This is a genomic window from Corynebacterium frankenforstense (assembly GCF_030211955.1).
Taxonomy (GTDB): Bacteria; Actinomycetota; Actinomycetes; order Mycobacteriales; family Mycobacteriaceae; genus Corynebacterium; species Corynebacterium frankenforstense_A.
In genome coordinates this window covers 79,820-96,505 of record NZ_JASODI010000004.1, presented here as the reverse complement: position 1 = coordinate 96,505, position 16,686 = coordinate 79,820, and the positions used below count along the sequence as shown (strand labels likewise).

12 protein-coding genes and 1 pseudogene are annotated in these 16,686 nt (G+C 74.5%); 8 read left to right on the top strand and 5 right to left on the bottom strand.

Going from position 1 to position 16,686, the window contains the following annotated elements:
- Positions 1-94: 94 nt before the first annotated feature.
- Both QP119_RS03435 and QP119_RS03430 read right to left on the bottom strand, forming a co-directional pair.
- Positions 95-1,747 (bottom strand): VanW family protein, encoded by a 1,653-nt coding sequence (locus QP119_RS03435; RefSeq protein WP_284773729.1) that lies wholly within the window; start codon positions 1,745-1,747, stop codon positions 95-97.
- A 125-nt stretch (positions 1,748-1,872) separates the two neighbouring features.
- On the bottom strand, positions 1,873-3,003 hold the full coding sequence (locus QP119_RS03430; RefSeq protein ID WP_284773678.1) for a glycoside hydrolase family 3 N-terminal domain-containing protein: 1,131 nt from the start codon (positions 3,001-3,003) through the stop codon (positions 1,873-1,875).
- Positions 3,004-3,137: 134 nt separating this feature from the next.
- Here QP119_RS03430 and QP119_RS03425 point away from each other — a divergent pair, with 134 nt between their 5' ends.
- The 3 genes and pseudogenes from QP119_RS03425 to QP119_RS11840 all read left to right on the top strand — a co-directional run.
- Positions 3,138-3,650, top strand: coding sequence for a universal stress protein (locus QP119_RS03425; protein ID WP_284863508.1), 513 nt, complete (start codon positions 3,138-3,140; stop codon positions 3,648-3,650).
- A 46-nt stretch (positions 3,651-3,696) separates the two neighbouring features.
- Positions 3,697-3,894 (top strand): DUF2613 domain-containing protein, encoded by a 198-nt coding sequence (locus tag QP119_RS03420; RefSeq protein WP_075664637.1) that lies wholly within the window; start codon positions 3,697-3,699, stop codon positions 3,892-3,894.
- A gap of 4 nt (positions 3,895-3,898) precedes the next feature.
- Positions 3,899-5,761: pseudogene (locus QP119_RS11840) on the top strand (alpha-(1->3)-arabinofuranosyltransferase domain-containing protein); the annotation flags it as partial.
- 1,209 nt (positions 5,762-6,970) lie between these two features.
- On the opposite strand, the gene QP119_RS03410 reads toward QP119_RS11840, so the two are convergent.
- Positions 6,971-8,188, bottom strand: a complete 1,218-nt coding sequence (locus QP119_RS03410) for an acyltransferase family protein (protein ID WP_284773677.1) — start codon at positions 8,186-8,188, stop codon at positions 6,971-6,973.
- A 29-nt stretch (positions 8,189-8,217) separates the two neighbouring features.
- Between QP119_RS03410 and QP119_RS03405 the strand changes: the two genes are divergently transcribed.
- The gene (locus tag QP119_RS03405) at positions 8,218-9,453 is read left to right on the top strand and encodes a porin PorA family protein (protein WP_284773676.1); all 1,236 of its coding nucleotides are present in this window, start codon (positions 8,218-8,220) and stop codon (positions 9,451-9,453) included.
- A complete protein-coding gene (locus QP119_RS03400) occupies positions 9,450-11,000 on the top strand; it encodes a hypothetical protein (protein ID WP_284773675.1) in 1,551 nt (516 codons plus the stop codon). Before QP119_RS03405 ends, QP119_RS03400 begins: the two co-directional genes overlap by 4 nt.
- Here QP119_RS03400 and QP119_RS03395 read toward each other — a convergent pair.
- On the bottom strand, positions 10,984-13,074 hold the full coding sequence (locus QP119_RS03395) for a bifunctional metallophosphatase/5'-nucleotidase (RefSeq protein ID WP_284773674.1): 2,091 nt from the start codon (positions 13,072-13,074) through the stop codon (positions 10,984-10,986). The genes QP119_RS03400 and QP119_RS03395 overlap by 17 nt on opposite strands.
- A gap of 157 nt (positions 13,075-13,231) precedes the next feature.
- Complete coding sequence (locus QP119_RS03390) at positions 13,232-14,350, bottom strand: glycosyltransferase family 4 protein (RefSeq protein WP_284773673.1); 1,119 nt, start codon at positions 14,348-14,350, stop codon at positions 13,232-13,234.
- 48 nt (positions 14,351-14,398) lie between these two features.
- On the opposite strand from QP119_RS03390, the gene QP119_RS03385 reads away from it, so the two are divergent.
- The 3 genes from QP119_RS03385 (at position 14,399) to QP119_RS03375 (ending at position 16,621) form a co-directional block, all read left to right on the top strand.
- Positions 14,399-15,187: a class I SAM-dependent methyltransferase gene (locus tag QP119_RS03385; protein ID WP_284773672.1), complete on the top strand. Its 789-nt coding sequence runs from the start codon at positions 14,399-14,401 to the stop codon at positions 15,185-15,187.
- Positions 15,188-15,334: 147 nt separating this feature from the next.
- Complete coding sequence (locus QP119_RS03380; protein WP_284773671.1) at positions 15,335-15,613, top strand: hypothetical protein; 279 nt, start codon at positions 15,335-15,337, stop codon at positions 15,611-15,613.
- Positions 15,614-15,727: 114 nt separating this feature from the next.
- The gene (locus QP119_RS03375; protein WP_284773670.1) at positions 15,728-16,621 is read left to right on the top strand and encodes a YwiC-like family protein; all 894 of its coding nucleotides are present in this window, start codon (positions 15,728-15,730) and stop codon (positions 16,619-16,621) included.
- The last annotated feature ends 65 nt before the right edge of the window (positions 16,622-16,686 follow it).

The window sequence follows — 16,686 nt, the reverse complement described above, 5'->3', positions numbered from 1 at the left end:
AGCACTCCCCGGTGCTCCCCGTTTATCTCCCCGGTGCTCCCCGTTTGTCTCCCCGACGCTCCCCGGCGTCGGGGTCCTGTGTGCGCCCCTTACGCTAGCTGCAGCGAACGATCGGCTGCGGGTCGTAGACCGTCGTCTGGGTCTCGCGCGAGATCTCGTTGCCGAACAGGTCGCGGATGATGCGGGTGTCCGAGGTGGTGAAGCCCGGCGCGCCCGAGGACGGCGAGCAGTCCGAGCCGGAGACCTGCTGCTCGTGCGGACTGGTCTGCGCCCACCGGCCGCCGTTGACCGACTCGACGTCGACCTGCTTGACGCCCTTGAGCCGCACGGTCACGCTGTCGCCGCCGACGGAGGTCTCGATGCGCACCGGGTACTGGCTGGTGTTGCGGAAGACCAGGTCGATCGCGCCCTCGTAGACGGTGGCCTCGCGGCCGGCCGGGTAGCGGGAGATGTAGTAGCTGTGCGGGGTGTGCGCCACGTCCTCCATGCCGGCGAAGTAGGCGGCGTTGTAGAGGGTGGTGGCGAACTGGGAGATGCCGCCGCCGACGGCCTTGCCGGCGCGGCCGTCGATGATGATGCCGCCCTCGACGTAGCCCTGCGCGGTGCCGCGCGGGCCGGTGTAGCCGTTGAGCGAGAAGGTGTCGCCCGGGGCGACGATCGCGCCGTCGACCTGGGCGGCGACCCGGCGGATGTTCTGCCCGGAGGTGTCGGAGAAGCCGCCGGTGGTGAACTCGCCGACGACGTCGTCGAAGGTCGCCTTCTCCGCCATCTCGGTGGTGAAGGTGGCCGGCTCGTCCTTGTAGACCGCGTCGAACTCGCGGTCCTCGTCGCCGGTGATGCGCCCGGGCAGCCCCTCGAGGGTGGCGTCCCAGTCCACCGAGACGCCGTCCGAGTGCGGGGTGATGTCACGACTGTCGCCGACGAAGCGGATCTGCGCGTTGCGCTGCGGTTGCTCGCTCTCGGCCAGGCCCTCGGCGAGGATGCCGCGGGCGGCCTCGACGTTGACGTCCTCGACCAGGCGGTCGCCCTCGGGGCGGAAAGTGACCACCTCGCCCATGCGCTCGACGGGCAGCACGCCGTCGATCTCCTCGCGCCCGTGGGCGGTCACCGGCGCCGAGACGGCCTTGGCCGCCGGGCCGTCGGCGGCGGCGCGCACGGCGTCCTCGCCGATGGCCGGACCGTGCACCTCCGCGGGCACCTCGACGCCCTCGGGGTCGGCCCAGCCGGTGACCATGGCCTCGCGCAGCTGCTCGCGGTCGACCTCCTGGCCGTTGACCGGCTCGTCGACGTTGACCCGGCCCTTGTCCACGTTGACCCGGCCGTCGACCGGCTCGCGGGTCAGTCCGGTGACCGCGCGGCGCAGCGCGGGCTGGAACTTCGCGTCGTCGACCTCGCTGACGATGTCGACCTCGTAGGAGGTGAACAGCCCGCGCAGGCGGGTCAGCGGGTTGGCGGACTGCTCGCCGGCGGCGGCGACGGTGGCGGCCCAGTCGGGGCCCACGCCGGCCTCGGCGGGGGTGAAGCGCTCCTTCATCTCCCCGGCGTGCACCGTCACCGGGCGCACGGCCAGCCCGCCGAGCTCGCTCTCGAGCGTGCGGCGCGCCTCGTCCTGGCTCATGCCGCCGATGGCCACCCCACCGACGGTCGCGCCGCGGGGCACGTTGTCGCGGTTCGCCAGGTAGTCGGCGACGTAGACGATCGCGGCGATGAGGAAGAGACCGACGAGCACGCCGGCGCTGACCTTCATCCAGCGGCCGGAACCGGAGTCGTCGCGGTCGTCGCGCACATGATCGTCCGGGGAATACGAGTCTGCCACGCGCTCAACCCTAGCGACCCGCGTACCCGGAGGTCACACCGTGCACCCGCGGATCTTCAGCCGCGGGCCGCCGCCGCGCGCAGCTGCTCGAGCGGGATCTCGCCGTCGGCGACGGCCGCGGCGACCAGATCGACCGCCTCGTCGAGGCCCTCCCCGGAGGACCACAGCACCCGGTCCGCGCCGGCGGCCAGGGCGCGGGCGGCCGCCTGCGGCGGGGTGGCGCGCTCGGAGACGGCCGCCATGCCGGACAGGTCGTCGGTGTAGATCGGGCCCTCGAAGGGCACCCCGCCCGGGTAGGCGCCCGAGCGCAGCAGCCGGTAGGCCGCCGGGTCGAGGCTGGCGGGGGTCTCCCCCGAGGTCAGCCCCGGCACGCTGAGGTGCCCGACCATGACCCCGGTGCCGGGCGGGGCGGCGGCCACGGCCGGGCCGAAGGCGGCCAGGTCCAGGTGCGCCAGCTCGTCCAGCGGCGGGGTGACCGCGGGTCCCTCGTGGGTGTCGCCGCTGGCCGCGCCGTGGCCGGGGAAGTGCTTGTAGACGGGGCGCACCCCGGCGTCGGTCAGCCCCGCGGCGAACGCCTGCGCACCGGCGGCGGCCGCGGCGGGGTCGGTGCCGAAGGAGCGGTCGCCGATGATGTCCAGCCCGGCGGTGTCGACGTCGACGAGCGGGGCGTAGTCGGTGTCGATGCCGCGGGCGCGCAGCCGGGTGCCCAGCTCGAAGGCGACACGGCGGACCTCGGCCGGCCCGGCGGCGGCCAGCTCGCGCGGGGCGGGGATGCCGCCGAGGACGTCGGAGTGGCGCTGCACGCGCCCGCCCTCGAAGTCGATGGAGACCTCGAAGTCCCCGCCGAACTCGGCGCGCAGGGCGTGGATGTCGCGGCCCGGTTCGGTCAAGAGCCCCGGGTCCGACCAGTTGACCACGAAGATGCCGCCGGCCCCGGCCGAAAGCGCGGCCCGCGCCGACTCGTAGTCGGTCACCCCGACGACCATCAACGAGGCCGCCAGCCGGCGCGCCTCGGCGTCGACCTCCGCGGCCTCCGCGTCAGCGGAGGCCGTCGACGCAGGCGCCGACGTCGTAGAAGTGGCAGACGAGGGGGCGGACGGGACGTCGGAAATCGGGGCGGAGGAACACGCGGTGAGCAGCGTGCACGCCAGGGCGGCGACGACGGCGGGCACGCGGCGGCCGGGCACGGCGGCTCCTCTCGGCGGGGCGGGGACGGGTGGCGGAACGGTCCCGAACCTACCCCGCCGGGACGTAGACTGGCGGCACAAGCGTCCGTGCACGCACACGGGCGGACCCCGGAAAGCTATCCGACCTCGGGAGGATGACCGTGAACCCCGGCCCCGCAGAAACCACCATGCTCATCGCCTTCGACGGCTCGGACGAGTCGCGCCGGGCGCTGACCTACGCCGCGCGACTGCTCGCGCCGCGGCACGTGGAGATCATCACCGCCTGGGAGCCGATGTACCGCCAGGCCGCCCGCGCCAGCTCGATGACCGGCAACCACCAGGGCGACTGGCCGGACACCGCCGAGGCCGACGACCCCGCCTACGGCCACGCCCGCGACACCTGCCGCGCCGGGGTGGCGCTCGCCGAGGAGCTCGGCCTGCACGCCCGGGCCCACCTCGTCGAGTCGGCGACCTCGACGTGGTCGGCGATCCTGGACGCCGCCGCTGAGCTGCGCCCCGACGTCATCGTCGCTGGCGCGCGCGGGATCAGCGGGCTGCGCGCGCTGTGGCAGACCTCCGTGACCGACGCGCTGCTGAAGAACTCCGAGGTGCCGCTGTTTGTCGTCCCGCCCGAGGAGGACGACGCGGACGACGACCAGGCCGAGTAGGCCGAGTACGCCGGGGTGGCCCGCCCGCGCTGCTAAGGTTGCGGGCATGGCCCTCGAATCCGACTCCCTCAACCGCCGCTCCGTCGGTCCCGCGCTGGCGAGCGCGGTCGTCGGCGTCGCCCTCGGGGTGGTCGCCGTGATGGGCGTCGCCATGTTCACCGGCGCCGACTCGGTCCCCCAGGGCGAGGCCGTGACCGCGGACAACGCGCTGCTCGGCGGACCGGAGTACGGCTCGCGCGACTGACGCGATGGCCTCACAGGCCCTGACGCGCCCGCGGCACGCCCTGCCCGGCCCCTGGCGCGCGCATGTGATCGGCTGGCTGGTCCTCGCCGTGCTCGTGGCGCTCCAGCAGCCCGGGCTGACCGCCGCCGACACCAAACACGACCTCACCGTCGACCCCGGCGGCTTCCTCGCCCGCGCGCTGACCGCGTGGACGGACACCTTCACCCTCGGCCAGCTGCAGAACCAGGCCTACGGCTACCTCTTCCCGCAGGGCCTCTTCTTCTGGCTGACCGACCCGTTTCCCGCGTGGCTCGCCCAGCGCGCCTGGTGGCTGCTCGTGCTCGCCGTCGGCTACTCCGGCATGCTCGCCCTGCTGCGCCGCATCGGCGTGCGCGGCACACCCGCCCAGGTCGCCGGCGCCGTGGCCTTCATCGCCGCCCCGCGCGTGCTGACCACGCTGACCGCGATCTCCTCGGAGACCTGGCCGGTCATGCTCGCCCCCTGGGTCGTCTTCGCGCTGCTCGGCCGGCCCGGTTGGCGCGCGGGCGCTGCCGCCGCCGTGCCGGTCGCGCTGATGGGCGCGGTCAACGCCACCGCGACACTGGCCGCCTGCGTGCCCGGCGCGGTGGTGCTGTTGTGGCGCCCTATTGACGACGCCGCGTCGCGTCGCCGTCTGGGCGCCACCGCGGCGACGTGGGCGGCGGGTTCGGTGCTGGTGAGCCTCTGGTGGCTGGTTCCGCTGCTGGTGCTCGGGCGCTACGCGCCGCCGTTCACCGACTTCATCGAGTCGGCCGGGGTGACCACCCGCTGGCTCAACCCGGCGGAGATCCTGCGCGGGACCACCAGCTGGACCCCCTTCGTCGACACCGAACGCCGCGCCGGCTTCGCGCTGGTCAGCGAGCCCGTCTTCGTGGTGGTCACCCTCGCGGTGGCCGCCGCGGGGCTGATCGGGCTGCGCTGCGCGCGCGGGAAGGTGCGCGCCCCGTGGCTGGTGATGCTCGCCTGCGGGCTGGTGATGCTGGGACTCGGCCACGGGCCGCTGGGTGACTGGTGGGTCGGGCTCCTCGACGGGGCGCTGGCCCCGTTGCGCAACCTGCACAAGTTCGACCCCCTGGTGCGCCTGCCGCTGGCCGTGGGCGTGGCTTTCCTGGTCGAGCGGCTCGCCGCCGGGCGGGGGCTGCGCAGTCTGCGGGGGCTCGCTCCGCAGCGCGTCGCCGCACTGGTGCTCATCGCCGGGCTGCTGGCCGCCTCGGCCGCGCCGGCGCTGTCCGGGCGGCTCCTGCCGCGCGGCGCCTACGAAGAGGTGCCCGACTACTGGCCGCAGGCCGCCGCCTTCCTGGACACCCTGGAGACGCGCACGCTGATCTACCCGCCCAGCCCCTTCGCCCGCCAGGAGTGGGGCTGGACGCGCGACGAGCCCGTCCAGCCGCTGGCCGAGAACCCCTGGGCGGTGCGCGACGCGGTCCCGCTGGTCGACCCGGAGGCCATCCGCGGCCTCGACGGGCTTGACGCCGCGCTGCGTGCCGACCCCGGGGCCGCCGCACGGGCGCTGGAGTCCTTCGGGGTCGGTGCGGTGCTGGTGCGCCACGACCTCGACGACCCGCGCGCCCGCGACGACGCCGCCGCCGTCGCCGACCTCCTGCCCGGCGAGGTGCACACCTTCGGTGAGGTCGAGGTGCACGTCCTCGACGCGGGCGCCGGCATGCGGCTGGTCGACGGCGAGCCGGTGCGCGTCGCCGGCGGCGGGGAGGTCCTGCCGCTTCTCGACGCCGCCGCCGGGCCGGCGGTGCGCCGGCTGGTGCCCGGTGACGCCGAGGTGGTCACCGACACCCCGCAGCTGGTCGCGCGCAACTACGGCGAGGTCCGCGACGCGACCTCCGCCGCGCTCGCCGAGCCCGCCGAGGGTTCGGACGTACGCAACCCGGTGTCCGACTACCCCTCGGCCGGCCCGCGCACCCGCGTGGTCGAGCACGGCGGGCACGTGGCCGCCTCCTCGTCTGCGGCGGACGCGACGAGCTTCGGCGGGGCGGACCCGGCGCGCTCGGCGACCGCGGCCGTCGACGGCGACCCGCAGACCGCCTGGTGGCCGGCCCCCGGCCGCGGGGCCGGCGAGTTCCTCGAGGTCACCCCGGAGAACCCGGAAGGCCAGCTGACGGTGACTACCACCGGGGACACCACCGTCGAGGTCACCGCGGGTGACCGGCGCCTGGACGTCACGCTGCGCGAAGGCGTGCCGCGCACGGTGCGCGTCGGCGCCGGGGTGCCCGTGCGCGTGGAGTTGACCGAGCGCGTCGGCATCAGCGAACTCACCGCCGGGGTGAGCCGCGAGATCGAGGTGCCGGACACCTCGCCGGGCGTGCGGGCCTTCTTCTTCCAGCGCCTTACCCCCGACCCCGGCGCCGTGCGGCGGGTCTTCACCGCCCCGCGGCAGATGACGGTGACCGTCCGCGCCGCCGGTGGCGCCGAGGTGCTTCTCGACGGCCGGGCGGTCCCCCGCGACGCGACGGTGGACCTCGAGGAGGGAACCCACCGCGTGGAGACCGACGCGGACTGGGTGGAGCTGGCCGAACCGGGCTTCACCGCCTCGCCCGAGCAGCACGTCGAGGCGCTCGGCGGCGGGGCCGGCGGCCCGGTGGAGGTCACGGCAGCCGACCGGGACCGGTGGCTGATGACCGGGCGCTCGGCGAATCCGGGCCTGCGCGCGAGCGTGGCCGGCCGGGAGCTGGAGCCTGCGGTGCTCGACGCGGGCATGCAGGCCTTCCGGGTGCCGGCGGGCGTGGGCGGGAGCGTCGAGTTCTCCTTCGCCGGGCAGCCGGCCTACCGCGCCGGGCTCCTCGGCGGCGGCGCGGTCGCGGTGCTCACTCTGCTGGGGCTCGTCCTCATCCTGGTGCGAGGGGCGGGAGTCCCTCGCACCGCGCCAGCCGTGCGCACGACGGTGACCACCGGGACGTCGTCAATCGGGCGGCGCTGGACCGGCTTCGGGGTCGTGGCGCTCGCGGCGGTGCTCGTGGCAGGTGTCGCCGGCGCGGTCGCGGCCGTGGTCGCGTGGGTGGTGCAGCGCTTCACGCGGATCCGGCCGACGTGGCTGGTCGCGGGCTCACTGGGGGCGGGCGCGGCGTGGCTCGGGCGTGCGCCCTGGCCGCCCGGCGTGCACGGGCTCTACGCCGGCGACTCGGCGCTGCTGGCCGGGGCGGTCCTTGTGGCGGTGCTCGCGGCGGCGCTGCCGATCGAGGACGGGCTGCTCGATGAGCGTGTGCGAGACGCCGGCGACGCCCAACGAGACGACGAGCGTGACGGCCAGCACGGGCCAGAAGCCGCCGGTGAAGGTGCCGATGCCGGTCAGCGGGAAGACGGCGCCGAGCACCGCGACGTGCCAGAGGAACAGTGAGTAGCTCCACCGGCCGGCCAGGCGCAGCGGGGCGGTGGCGATGAGGTCGCTGCGCCGCGGGGCCAGCGCGTAGGGCACGACGATCAGCGCGGCTAAGACGGCGCCAGCGGCGATGCGCGCGCTGAACTGGCCCGGGGAGGGGTGCTCGAGGCCCAGCGGGCCGAACCACTCGCGCCCGGCGGCCCAGGCCACCGCCATCGCCGCGGCCCAGTAGAGCCACCGCGGGGCGGAGAGGCGCGCGACGCGGGCGCGGGCGGCGGGGCGCCCGGCGAGGTGGCCCTCGGCCTCGGCGGCGAGGAGCCCCACGGCGAACCAGGGGGCGTAGCTGGGCGGCCAGATCTGCAGGTTGACGGCGCCTTCGGCGGCGGCGACAAACGGCAGCCAGGGCCACGCCGAGAGCGCCGCGGTGAGCGCGAGGATCCCCGCCACGCGCGCCCGGCGGCTCGTCAGGCGCCCGATCGTGAGCGCGATGAGCGGCAGGACCAGGTAGAAGGCGACCTCCACGCACAGCGACCACATGTGGGTCAGCCCGCCGATCAGGCCATCGGGCACGTAGATCTGGGTCAGTGTCAGCTGGGCGAGGACCTGCAGCGGGGAGGCGCCGAAGGCCTCGGGCAGCCAGAGCAGCACCACCACCGCGCAGACGAGGTAGGCCGGGGCGATGCGGGCGATACGCCGGCGGTAGTAGCGGCCGAAGCGGCGGTCGGTGCGGTGGCGGCGCCACAAGAGGAAGGCCGACAGGGCGTAGAAGACGGCGACGAAGAAGTCGAAGCGGGCGGTCAGCGCGCCGAAGTGGCTCTTAGGGTCCACGCCGGTCTGGAAGGCGACGTGGGTGACCACCACCCCCGCGGCGGCCACGGCGCGCAGGCCCTCGAGGGACTCGACGAAGCGGCGTGCGTAGGATTGGCCCGAGATAACCTCGCTCACCTGCGCCAGGGTACTGGAAGGAGGCGTCCGTGGGACTCGTGGGACAGCCGGGGACCAGGCGGCGCGCCGCCATGGCGACCCTGGCGGCCGTGCTCGTGCTGCTGCTGGTCGGCGACGTCGCCCCGCGCGTGGTGCTCTACCTGATGTACGACCTCGAGGTCGGGGTGACCCGCAGCGTGCGCTCGGTGGACCCGGACGCCCGGGTCGTCGACGCAGGCAGACTCGCCGACTCGGACGAGGCGCCCGGGAAGCTCGCGCGCGCCGTGGAGCTGGCCGTGGACCAGACCGTGGACTACACCGCCGCGCGCACCGACCCCGACGACGAGGAGACGGAGGACGACGGCGCGCTGGCCGACGCGCGCAGCGAGGTCATCGCCGGCGGCGAGCCCATCGCCCGCGTGCACGACCGGGCGGTGCTCGAGCGCGACTCGACCTTTCCCTCGGCCTACCCGACCAGCCGCGTCGGCGTCGAGCTGCCGGCGGCGGGGGTGGACCAGGAAACGGACGGCTTCGTGCGCGAGGGGCTGACTCACCGCTTCCCCGTGGAGACCGAGAAGCGCTCCTACCAGTACTTCGACCCGTGGCTGATGGAGACGACCTACCTCGACTACCGCGGCAAGGCCCCGGCCGACCCGGCCGAGGAGACGATGCTCACCCACGTCTACGGCCAGCGCGTGGCCGGCCACCGGCTCGCCGACACCCTGGCCGCCCTCGGCGAGGACCGCGCCGAGGCCGCCGACAAGCTCGCGGTGCGCGGGCCGGCGCGGCGCTTCTACGACGCCGGGCAGCTCGGCGCCCGCGGGCTGGCCCCGGACGCCGAGGTCACCCTCGAGCCCTACTACGCCGTCGACCGCGAGGTGAAGGTCGAGCCGCAGTCCGGGCGCGTCGTCGACGTCGCCGAGCGCGTGCGCATCTACCTCGCCGCCGCCGAGGACCCCGCCGAGTACGCCGACGCCACCGACGCCGGCGCGGCCCCGGAGGGCTCCGGCGCCGCCGTGCGCGCCCCGGGCGGGCCGGGGGCGGTCGAGCAGATCGGCGACTCCGCCGAGCGCACCGTCGACGCCCGCACCCTGGTGGCCGCCGAGACCCGCTGGGACGACGACTCACGTGCCACCGCCCGCGACGAGGCGCGGCGCACCATCGACACCCGCCGCGCACTCGCAGCGCTGGCCTGGGTGTGCCGCGTGCTCACCCTCGTGGTGGTCGGCCTGGGCGTGGCCGCGTTCACCCGGCGCGGGCGGGCGGCGGATCCGGCGCGGCGATGAGCCGGCGCGACGCGCTCGCCGTGGCGGCCGTGGCCGCCTGGTGCACGCTGCTGGTCGGGGCCGTGCTGCTGCCCTTTGCCGCCCCCGGGGTGCTCGCCCACCGCGACATGCTGGTGCTCGACTCGCCGGCGCTGACGGCCGGCGCCTTCGGCTTCGGGGATCTCCCGGCGCGCAACGCGCCCCAGGACGGGCTGCTCGCCCTGGCCGGGCTCGTGCTGCCGGCGTCCTGGCTGGCCCGCGGCATCCTCGCTCTCGGGGCCGTGGCCGGGGCCGGCGGGGCGGTGGCGCTGGTGCGCCACGTCGGCGGCGGGCCGGTGGCCGCGGCGGCCGGTGCCACGCTGACGCTGCTGAACCCGGCGATGGTCGAGCGCCTGCTGCAGGGACAGTGGTCGCTGGCGGTCGCCGGGTGGCTCTTGCCCGCGATCGCCTGGGCGGGGCTCTCCGGGCGCACGGGGCTCGCGTGGGCGGGCATGGTGCCGGCCGCGCTGACCCCGACGGGCGCGGTGCTCGGCGGGCTGGTCGGCGGGCTGACCGTGCGCCGCGGCGGCGCTAAGGCAGCCGGCGCGAAGACGTCCGGCGACGCACCGCTGACCTGGGCGCTGGCGGGCGCGCTGTGCCTGCCGTGGCTGGTGCCGGCCGCCTGGGCCGCGCTGAGCGGGGCGGGTACGGGCACGGCCACGGCGGCCTCGGCCGCCGCCTTCGCCCCGCGCGCCGAGGCGCACCTGGGCACCGGCGGCACGCTCTTGAGCCTCGGCGGGATCTGGAACGCCGGGGCCGCCCCAGACTCGCGCGCCGCGGGCTTCGGGCTCTTCGGCCTGGCGCTGACGCTGCTCTGCCTGCTCGGCCGGCGCGCGGTGGCCCGCCCCCTGTGGGCGGCCGCGGCGGTGGGCCTTGTCATTCCGCTGGCCGCGTGGCTGGTGCCCGGCTGGTTCGCCTGGGCGGTGGCCACCGTGCCCGGGGCGGGACTGGTGCGCGACGCCCACAAGTTCGTGCTGCTGGCCGTGCCCGCGCTCGTCGCCGCCCTCGGCGGGCTCAGCCGCCTGGGCACGAAGGAGCGCTGGGCGTGGCTGGCACTGGTGCTCGCCGTCGTCCAGGCCCTCGACTTCCCCGCCGCGCTGCGCAGGCTGGCCCCCGTGCCGGACCCGACGCCGGCGGCGGTAAAAGAGATTTCCGACGGTCGCGACGTGCTGGTGGCCGGTTCCACCGGCCTGGTCGAGGTGGACGGCGTGCCCACTGTCGACCACCTCGACAAGGCCCTGCCCACGGTCGCCTCCGGGCAGCTGGTGGTCGACGGGGTGGTAGTCGACGCGCCCTCGGCGCGCTGGTCGGCGGCCGATCAGGCGTGGCGGGCCGGGGATCTCGACGCGCTGGCGGACCTCGGCGTCGGCTGGGTCATCGACTCAGACGGCGAGGTGCTGGCACAGACTACGGCGCCCGCCGCCCCGGCGTGGCCGAAGGTGGCGGGCGTCGTGCTGCTTGTGCTGTGGGCCGCGGCGGCGCCGGCGGCGTTAGCCGCCCGGCGCCCGCGGGTCACAGGGCGTTCTTGAGCTGCTCGATGAAGGGGGCGGCCTGCGGGAACTGCTCGGCCAGGCGGTCGAGCGCACCCGGCAGGACACCCGGGACGGCCGGCATCAGGAAGGCCAGCACGGCGGTGACCAGGGCGCCCAGGCCCAGCAGGCCGCCGAGCACGCCGCCGACGATCTTGCCGGTCTCAGAGGAGCCGGAGGAGCCGTCGGCGCCGGGCTTGCCGGGCTCATCGGGATCGTCGTCGCCGGAGCCGGCGACCTCGGTGAGCGCACCCAGCGGGGCGGAGACCTCGGTGCCGGCGTCGGTGGTGACGGTCAGCTCGGTCTCAGCGGTGGCGTCCTCGGGCAGGGTCAGGGTGACGGAGGCCTTGCCGGCCTCACCGTGGCCGGGCTCACCCAGGTCCGGGTCGATGTCGGCCTCGACCTCGGTGTCGCCGACGCGGACGGTGACCTTCTTGACCGGGTCGTCGACGGAGTAGATCAGGCTGGACAGCTCGACGGTGATCTCCTCGCCGGCGGCGACCTTCTCCGGCAGGTGCACGGAGACGTTGGACTGGCCGGCGCGCGGGGCGGCGTCCTCGTTGTCACGCAGGTAGGAGACGAAGGCCTCGATGTCCATCAGGCCGGTGGCGGCCAGCTCGGAGCCCTCGGCCAGCGCGGAGAAGGAGTCGCCGCCCTCGAGCAGGAAGGTGGAGCCGGCGACGACGTACTCGCGCCCGGGGTCGAGCGGCTCGCCGTCGACGGTCACGGACTTGATGCGCTCGCCGGCCGGGGCCTCGACGTCGTAGACGTAGGAGACGTTGTCGGAGACGCCCAGGGAGAGCACGGGGCGCTCGCCGCCGTCCTTCCACTGCTGCTCCAGGGCCTTCTTGAACTGCTCACCGGTCAGGCGGGTGTAGGTGATCTCGTTGCCGAAGGGCTGCACGGCGAAGGCCTCGGCGTAGGTGACCTCGCCGGAGTCCAGGTCGTCGCGCACGCCGCCGGCATTCATCACGCCGATGTCGGCGGTCACCGAGGTCTTGTTGGAGATGGCCCAGCGCGCGGCGTCGGCCAGGAAGTTGTTGGCGGTGGACTCCACGCCACGGTTGGAGCCCGGGTCGCCGCCGGCGTTGACGCCGCGGGTCAGCGGGGCGTCGATCTCGGCGACGACCTTGGCGCCCTCCTCCTCGGCGGCCTCCTCGGCGGCCTTGACGGTGGCCTCGATCTCCGGGTCGGGGTTGCCGCAGGCGTTGATGGCCTCGGCGTCGAGCAGCTCGGCGGAGTCGACGGTCAGGGTGTCGGACTCGCGGTCGTAGCTGAAGTCGACGGAGTTGAGGTACTGCGAGTAGCTGCCGGCCTGCATGAGCAGCGGCACGCCCTCGGCGCGGTCGAGGTTCGGCTCGACCGGCTGGTGGGTGTGGCCGGCGAAGACGACGTCGACGTTCTCGGAGAACTCGGCCGGGTCGGTCACGCCCTCGTGGAAGAGGCCGACGACGACGTCGGCCTCGCCGGACTCGGTCAGCTCGTCGGCGACCTTGTTGGTCGCGGCGATCGGGTCGGTGAACTCGATGCCCTCGATGCCGCTGGGCGAGACCAGGTTCGGCATGTCGTCGGTGACGGTGCCCACGTAGGCGACCTTCACGCCGTCGAGCTCGACGATCTTGTAGGGGGCCAGCTCGGTGCCCTCGGCGTTGGCGCCCAGGTAGTCCCAGTCGGCGGCCGGCTCGATGCGGTCCTTCAGGTCCGCGTAGCCCTTGTCGAACTCGTGGTTGCCCACCGCGGAGACCTCGAGGCCCATCTGGTTGAGGGTCTCGATGGCAGGCTCGTCCTCGAGCAGCGCGGAGGCGTAGGGCGAGCCGCCCACCAGGTCGCCGGAGGCGACGAAAGAAGAGGGCAGGTCGCCGGCCTCCTTGTCGACGGCGCACTTGAGCATCGCGGCGCCGGGGTCGGACTTGTTGGCGGCGAAGTGACCGTGGAAGTCGGTGATGTTGGAGATGTGGAAGCGGGCGGACCCGTTCTCCTCCTCCTGGGCGCCGGCGGGGACGACCAGCCCGAGCGTGCTCACGGAGAGCGCGGTCAGCACGGCCAGGCCACGGCGCGGAATGCGGTGGGACATGAAGGCTCCTTAGTGTCTGCGGCGGCACCCGGTGAGGGGGCGCCCTCATGCTTTTCATAGCCGCACTTCAGGGCCCTCGCAGCGCGGGACGAGGGAATTCACCGCCGCGTCACGCGCGCGAAACCCGCCGGTCACCGCGCCGAAGTCGACGCAGCGCTCACCGCGCGATCCCGGCGAGCAGCTCCGCGAAGGCCGCGCCGGTGTCCGCCCAGCTGAAGCCGTCCGCCCACGCCCGGGCGCGCTCGCCCATGGCGGCGCGTCCCGCGGCGTCGTCAAGTAACGCGCGCACCGCGGCGGTGAACGCGCGCGGGTCCTCGCGCCCGACGAGCACGCCGGTGCGGCCGTCGGCGACGGAGTCGCGCAGGCCCCCGGAGGCGGCGTAGCCGACGGTGGGCACGCCGTGCTGGGCGGCCTCGACGACGGCCAGGCCCCAGCCCTCGGCGGCCGAGGGCATCAGGTGCAGCGCGGCGCCGGCGAGGATGCGGTGCTTGATCGCCTCGTCGACCTGGCCGTGGAAGACCACGCGGTCCTCCACGCCGAGGTCGCGGGCGTGCTCGCGCAGGCGCGGGCCCCACCACCCGGAGCCGATGACGTCGAGGACCACCCCGGGCAGCGCCGCGACCGCGGCCATGGCGTGCTCGATGCGCTTGTGCGGCACCAGGCGCGACAGCGTCACCACGCGCACGGGCGCACCCGGCGCCGGGGCGGGGGCGGGCGCGGCGTCGGAAATCTCGAGCGGGTCGATCCCGTTGGCGACGATGCTGATGCGCCCCGGGTCCACGCCGAGCTCGACGAGTTGGCCGCGGCTGGAGGCCGAGACGGTCACGTACGGCGCGCCGCGGTAGACGCGCGGGGCCAGCCTGGACTCGAGCCACCAGCCGAGCCGGCCGATGACGGGCCCGGCGACCGGCCACTGCGCACGGTGGCAGTGGTGGGTCAGCAGCACGGTGGGCCGGCCGGCGAAGACGCGGGCGAAGAACGGGATGCCGTTCTGCGTGTCCACCACGGCGTCGACGCCTTTCAGCGGCCCGATACCGAGGCGCCCGGCGAGCATCGCGGCCGCGGCGCGGACGTAGACGGTGTAGCGCCCGCCGGCGCGCGAGAAGGTCATGCCGTCGCGGGCCTCGCGGCGGGCCGCGCCCGGGTAGGCGGCGGTGCGGTAGACGACCTCGTGGCCGTGGCGTGCGAGATACGCCCCGACGCGTTCGAGGTAGCGCTCGGAGCCGCCGCCCTGGGGGTGGGCGGTGTCGCGCCAGCACAACAGCAGGATCTTCATGTGGCCTCCCAGCCTAACCGGCGCGGGTGGCGCACTAGCCTGGCGGGCATGGACCTGCCCCGCACCCGCGCGCGGGCCACGCTGCCGCGCGCGCTCGCCCTGCTGCGCGACGTCCGCGTCGAGCAGACCGACCCCGCGCGCTTCTACGGCCACCTCGCCGAGGACACCGCGGGCCTTGTCGGCTGCCTCGTCGCCGACTGCTCCGGTTCGATTGACGACGCCGCGCCTGCCCTGCGTGGGGCGCGCGTGCTCGACGTGGGCGGAGGCCCGGGCTACTTCGCCGAGGCCTTCGCCCGGTACGGGGCGCACTACGTCGGCCTGGAGCCGGACGCCGGGGAGATGGCGGCGGCGGGCATCCGGGTGGCGGCCTCGGTGCGCGGCTCGGGCGAGGCGCTGCCCTTCCGCGACGGGGCCTTCGACGTGGTCTACTCCTCGAACGTGGCCGAGCACGTGCCGGACCCGTGGGCGATGGGCGCGGAGATGCTGCGGGTCACCCGCCCGAGCGGACTGGCGGTGCTCAGCTACACGGTGTGGCTCGGCCCCTTCGGCGGGCACGAGACGGGGCTGTGGGAGCACTACGTCGGCGGCGGCTTCGCCCGGGACCGCTACGCCCGCCGGCACGGGCACCTGCCGAAGAACGTCTTCGGGTCCTCGCTCTTCGCGGTCTCCTGTGCGGAGGGGGTGCGCTGGGCGCGGGAATTGGCCGGGCGGGGCGCGGCGGAGGTGGTGGGGCTCTTCCCGCGGTACCACCCGTCCTGGGCGTGGTGGGTCACGCGCGTGCCGGGCCTGCGGGAGTTCGCGGTGAGCAACCTGGTCATCGCGCTGCGCAAGCGGTGAAATCCTGGGAGTGTGACGTGAACATGCGGTTGATTTTTCTGAGACCGTAGACACGGACGGACGGTATGCAAGCATGATACGTGCACGCATACGGAACCGACCACGACCGCCGGAGGTGCGCGATGCCCGCCGAGTCCACTGCCGAACATGCCGAGAACAACCGCGGGGGCTTTGGGCTCCTTCCCGTACCGAATCGTCGCCTGGGGCCTGATAGTCGCGGTATGGATCTGCACGCCCTTCATCAACGACCGCGTCCCTACAGCCCTCGAGTGGGGATACACCACCCTGACCGTCGTGGCCGTCGTCTTCGGCGCGGCGGTGGCGATCCGGTCGCGAGCCTGGATCCTGTTGATCCTCTCGATCCTCACCGCTTTCGCGTGGCCCATCCTGCTCATGGTGGCCTTCGCCTTCGGAAGGATCAACTGACGGTCTTCGACCCCGAACCACGATCCCCGGGCCGGCGCCGATTTAACACGGCCCGAATGGTTTCAAACCTTCGGTGGGTGCTAGTCTGAGGCTGAGCCGAGAGGGAGGCAGCACGTGAGGGCAGCGAAGTCCACCGAGAGCACCGGGACCACGGGGAAGCGCGCCGAGCGTCCCGCCCGCAAGCGACGCCGCGGGATCTCGCCGTGGGTTCCCAACCAGCACGGCGCGTGGGCGATGCTCATCGCCCCGGCCGTGGTGGGCACGATCGTGGCGGTCATGCGCTTCGCCGGCTCCGCGGCCCCGGCGCGCAGCCTGCTAGTACTGCTCGCTGTGCTTGTCGCCTGGTTCTTCGGCTACGGCGCCTTCTTCGCCTTCGGCATGGTCGCCAAGGCACGCACACCCGAGCGCCGCCGCCAGTACGTCACCCCGGTCTACGTCTACGGCGCCGTCGCGGCCGTCGCCGCGGTGCTCGCCCTCGCGCTGCACCCGCAGCTGGCCTGGTGGGCGGTCTTCTTCGGCCCCCTGATCGCCGTCGCCTGCGTCGAGACGCTGCGCGGGCGCGCCCGCTCCACGCTCTCTGGGGTTTCCACCACGATTGCCTCCGCGCTGCTGGTCGCCGTGCTCGTCCAGGTCGGCGAGCACGGCCGGATCGCCCAGATCCCGGCCGCCGCCTGGGTAGCCGTCGCCGTGCTCGCGATGTTCTTCTCCGGGGCCGTGACCTACGTGAAGTCGATGATCCGTCAGAAGGGCAACCGCCGCTACCTGGCAGGTTCCGTGGCCTACCACGCCGTCGCGCTCATCGCGACCGTCATCCTCGTCGCTGCAGCTCGCGCCGGCTGGCTCGGCGGCGTGCTGCTGGTCGCCGCGATGGCCTGGGCGCTGGTGCGCTCCTGGTACTACCCGCACCGGGCGGCCGCCGGCGAGAAGTTCACGCCCAAGCAGGTCGGCATGAAGGAGAACCCGCCGCTGCTTCTGGCCTGCTTCGGCGCGCTCTTCGCCGCCATCTAGGTGTACTGACCGGAGACCTGGTCGAGCCTGTGCGACCCGAGCGTGTGATCTGACACGGCGAGAGC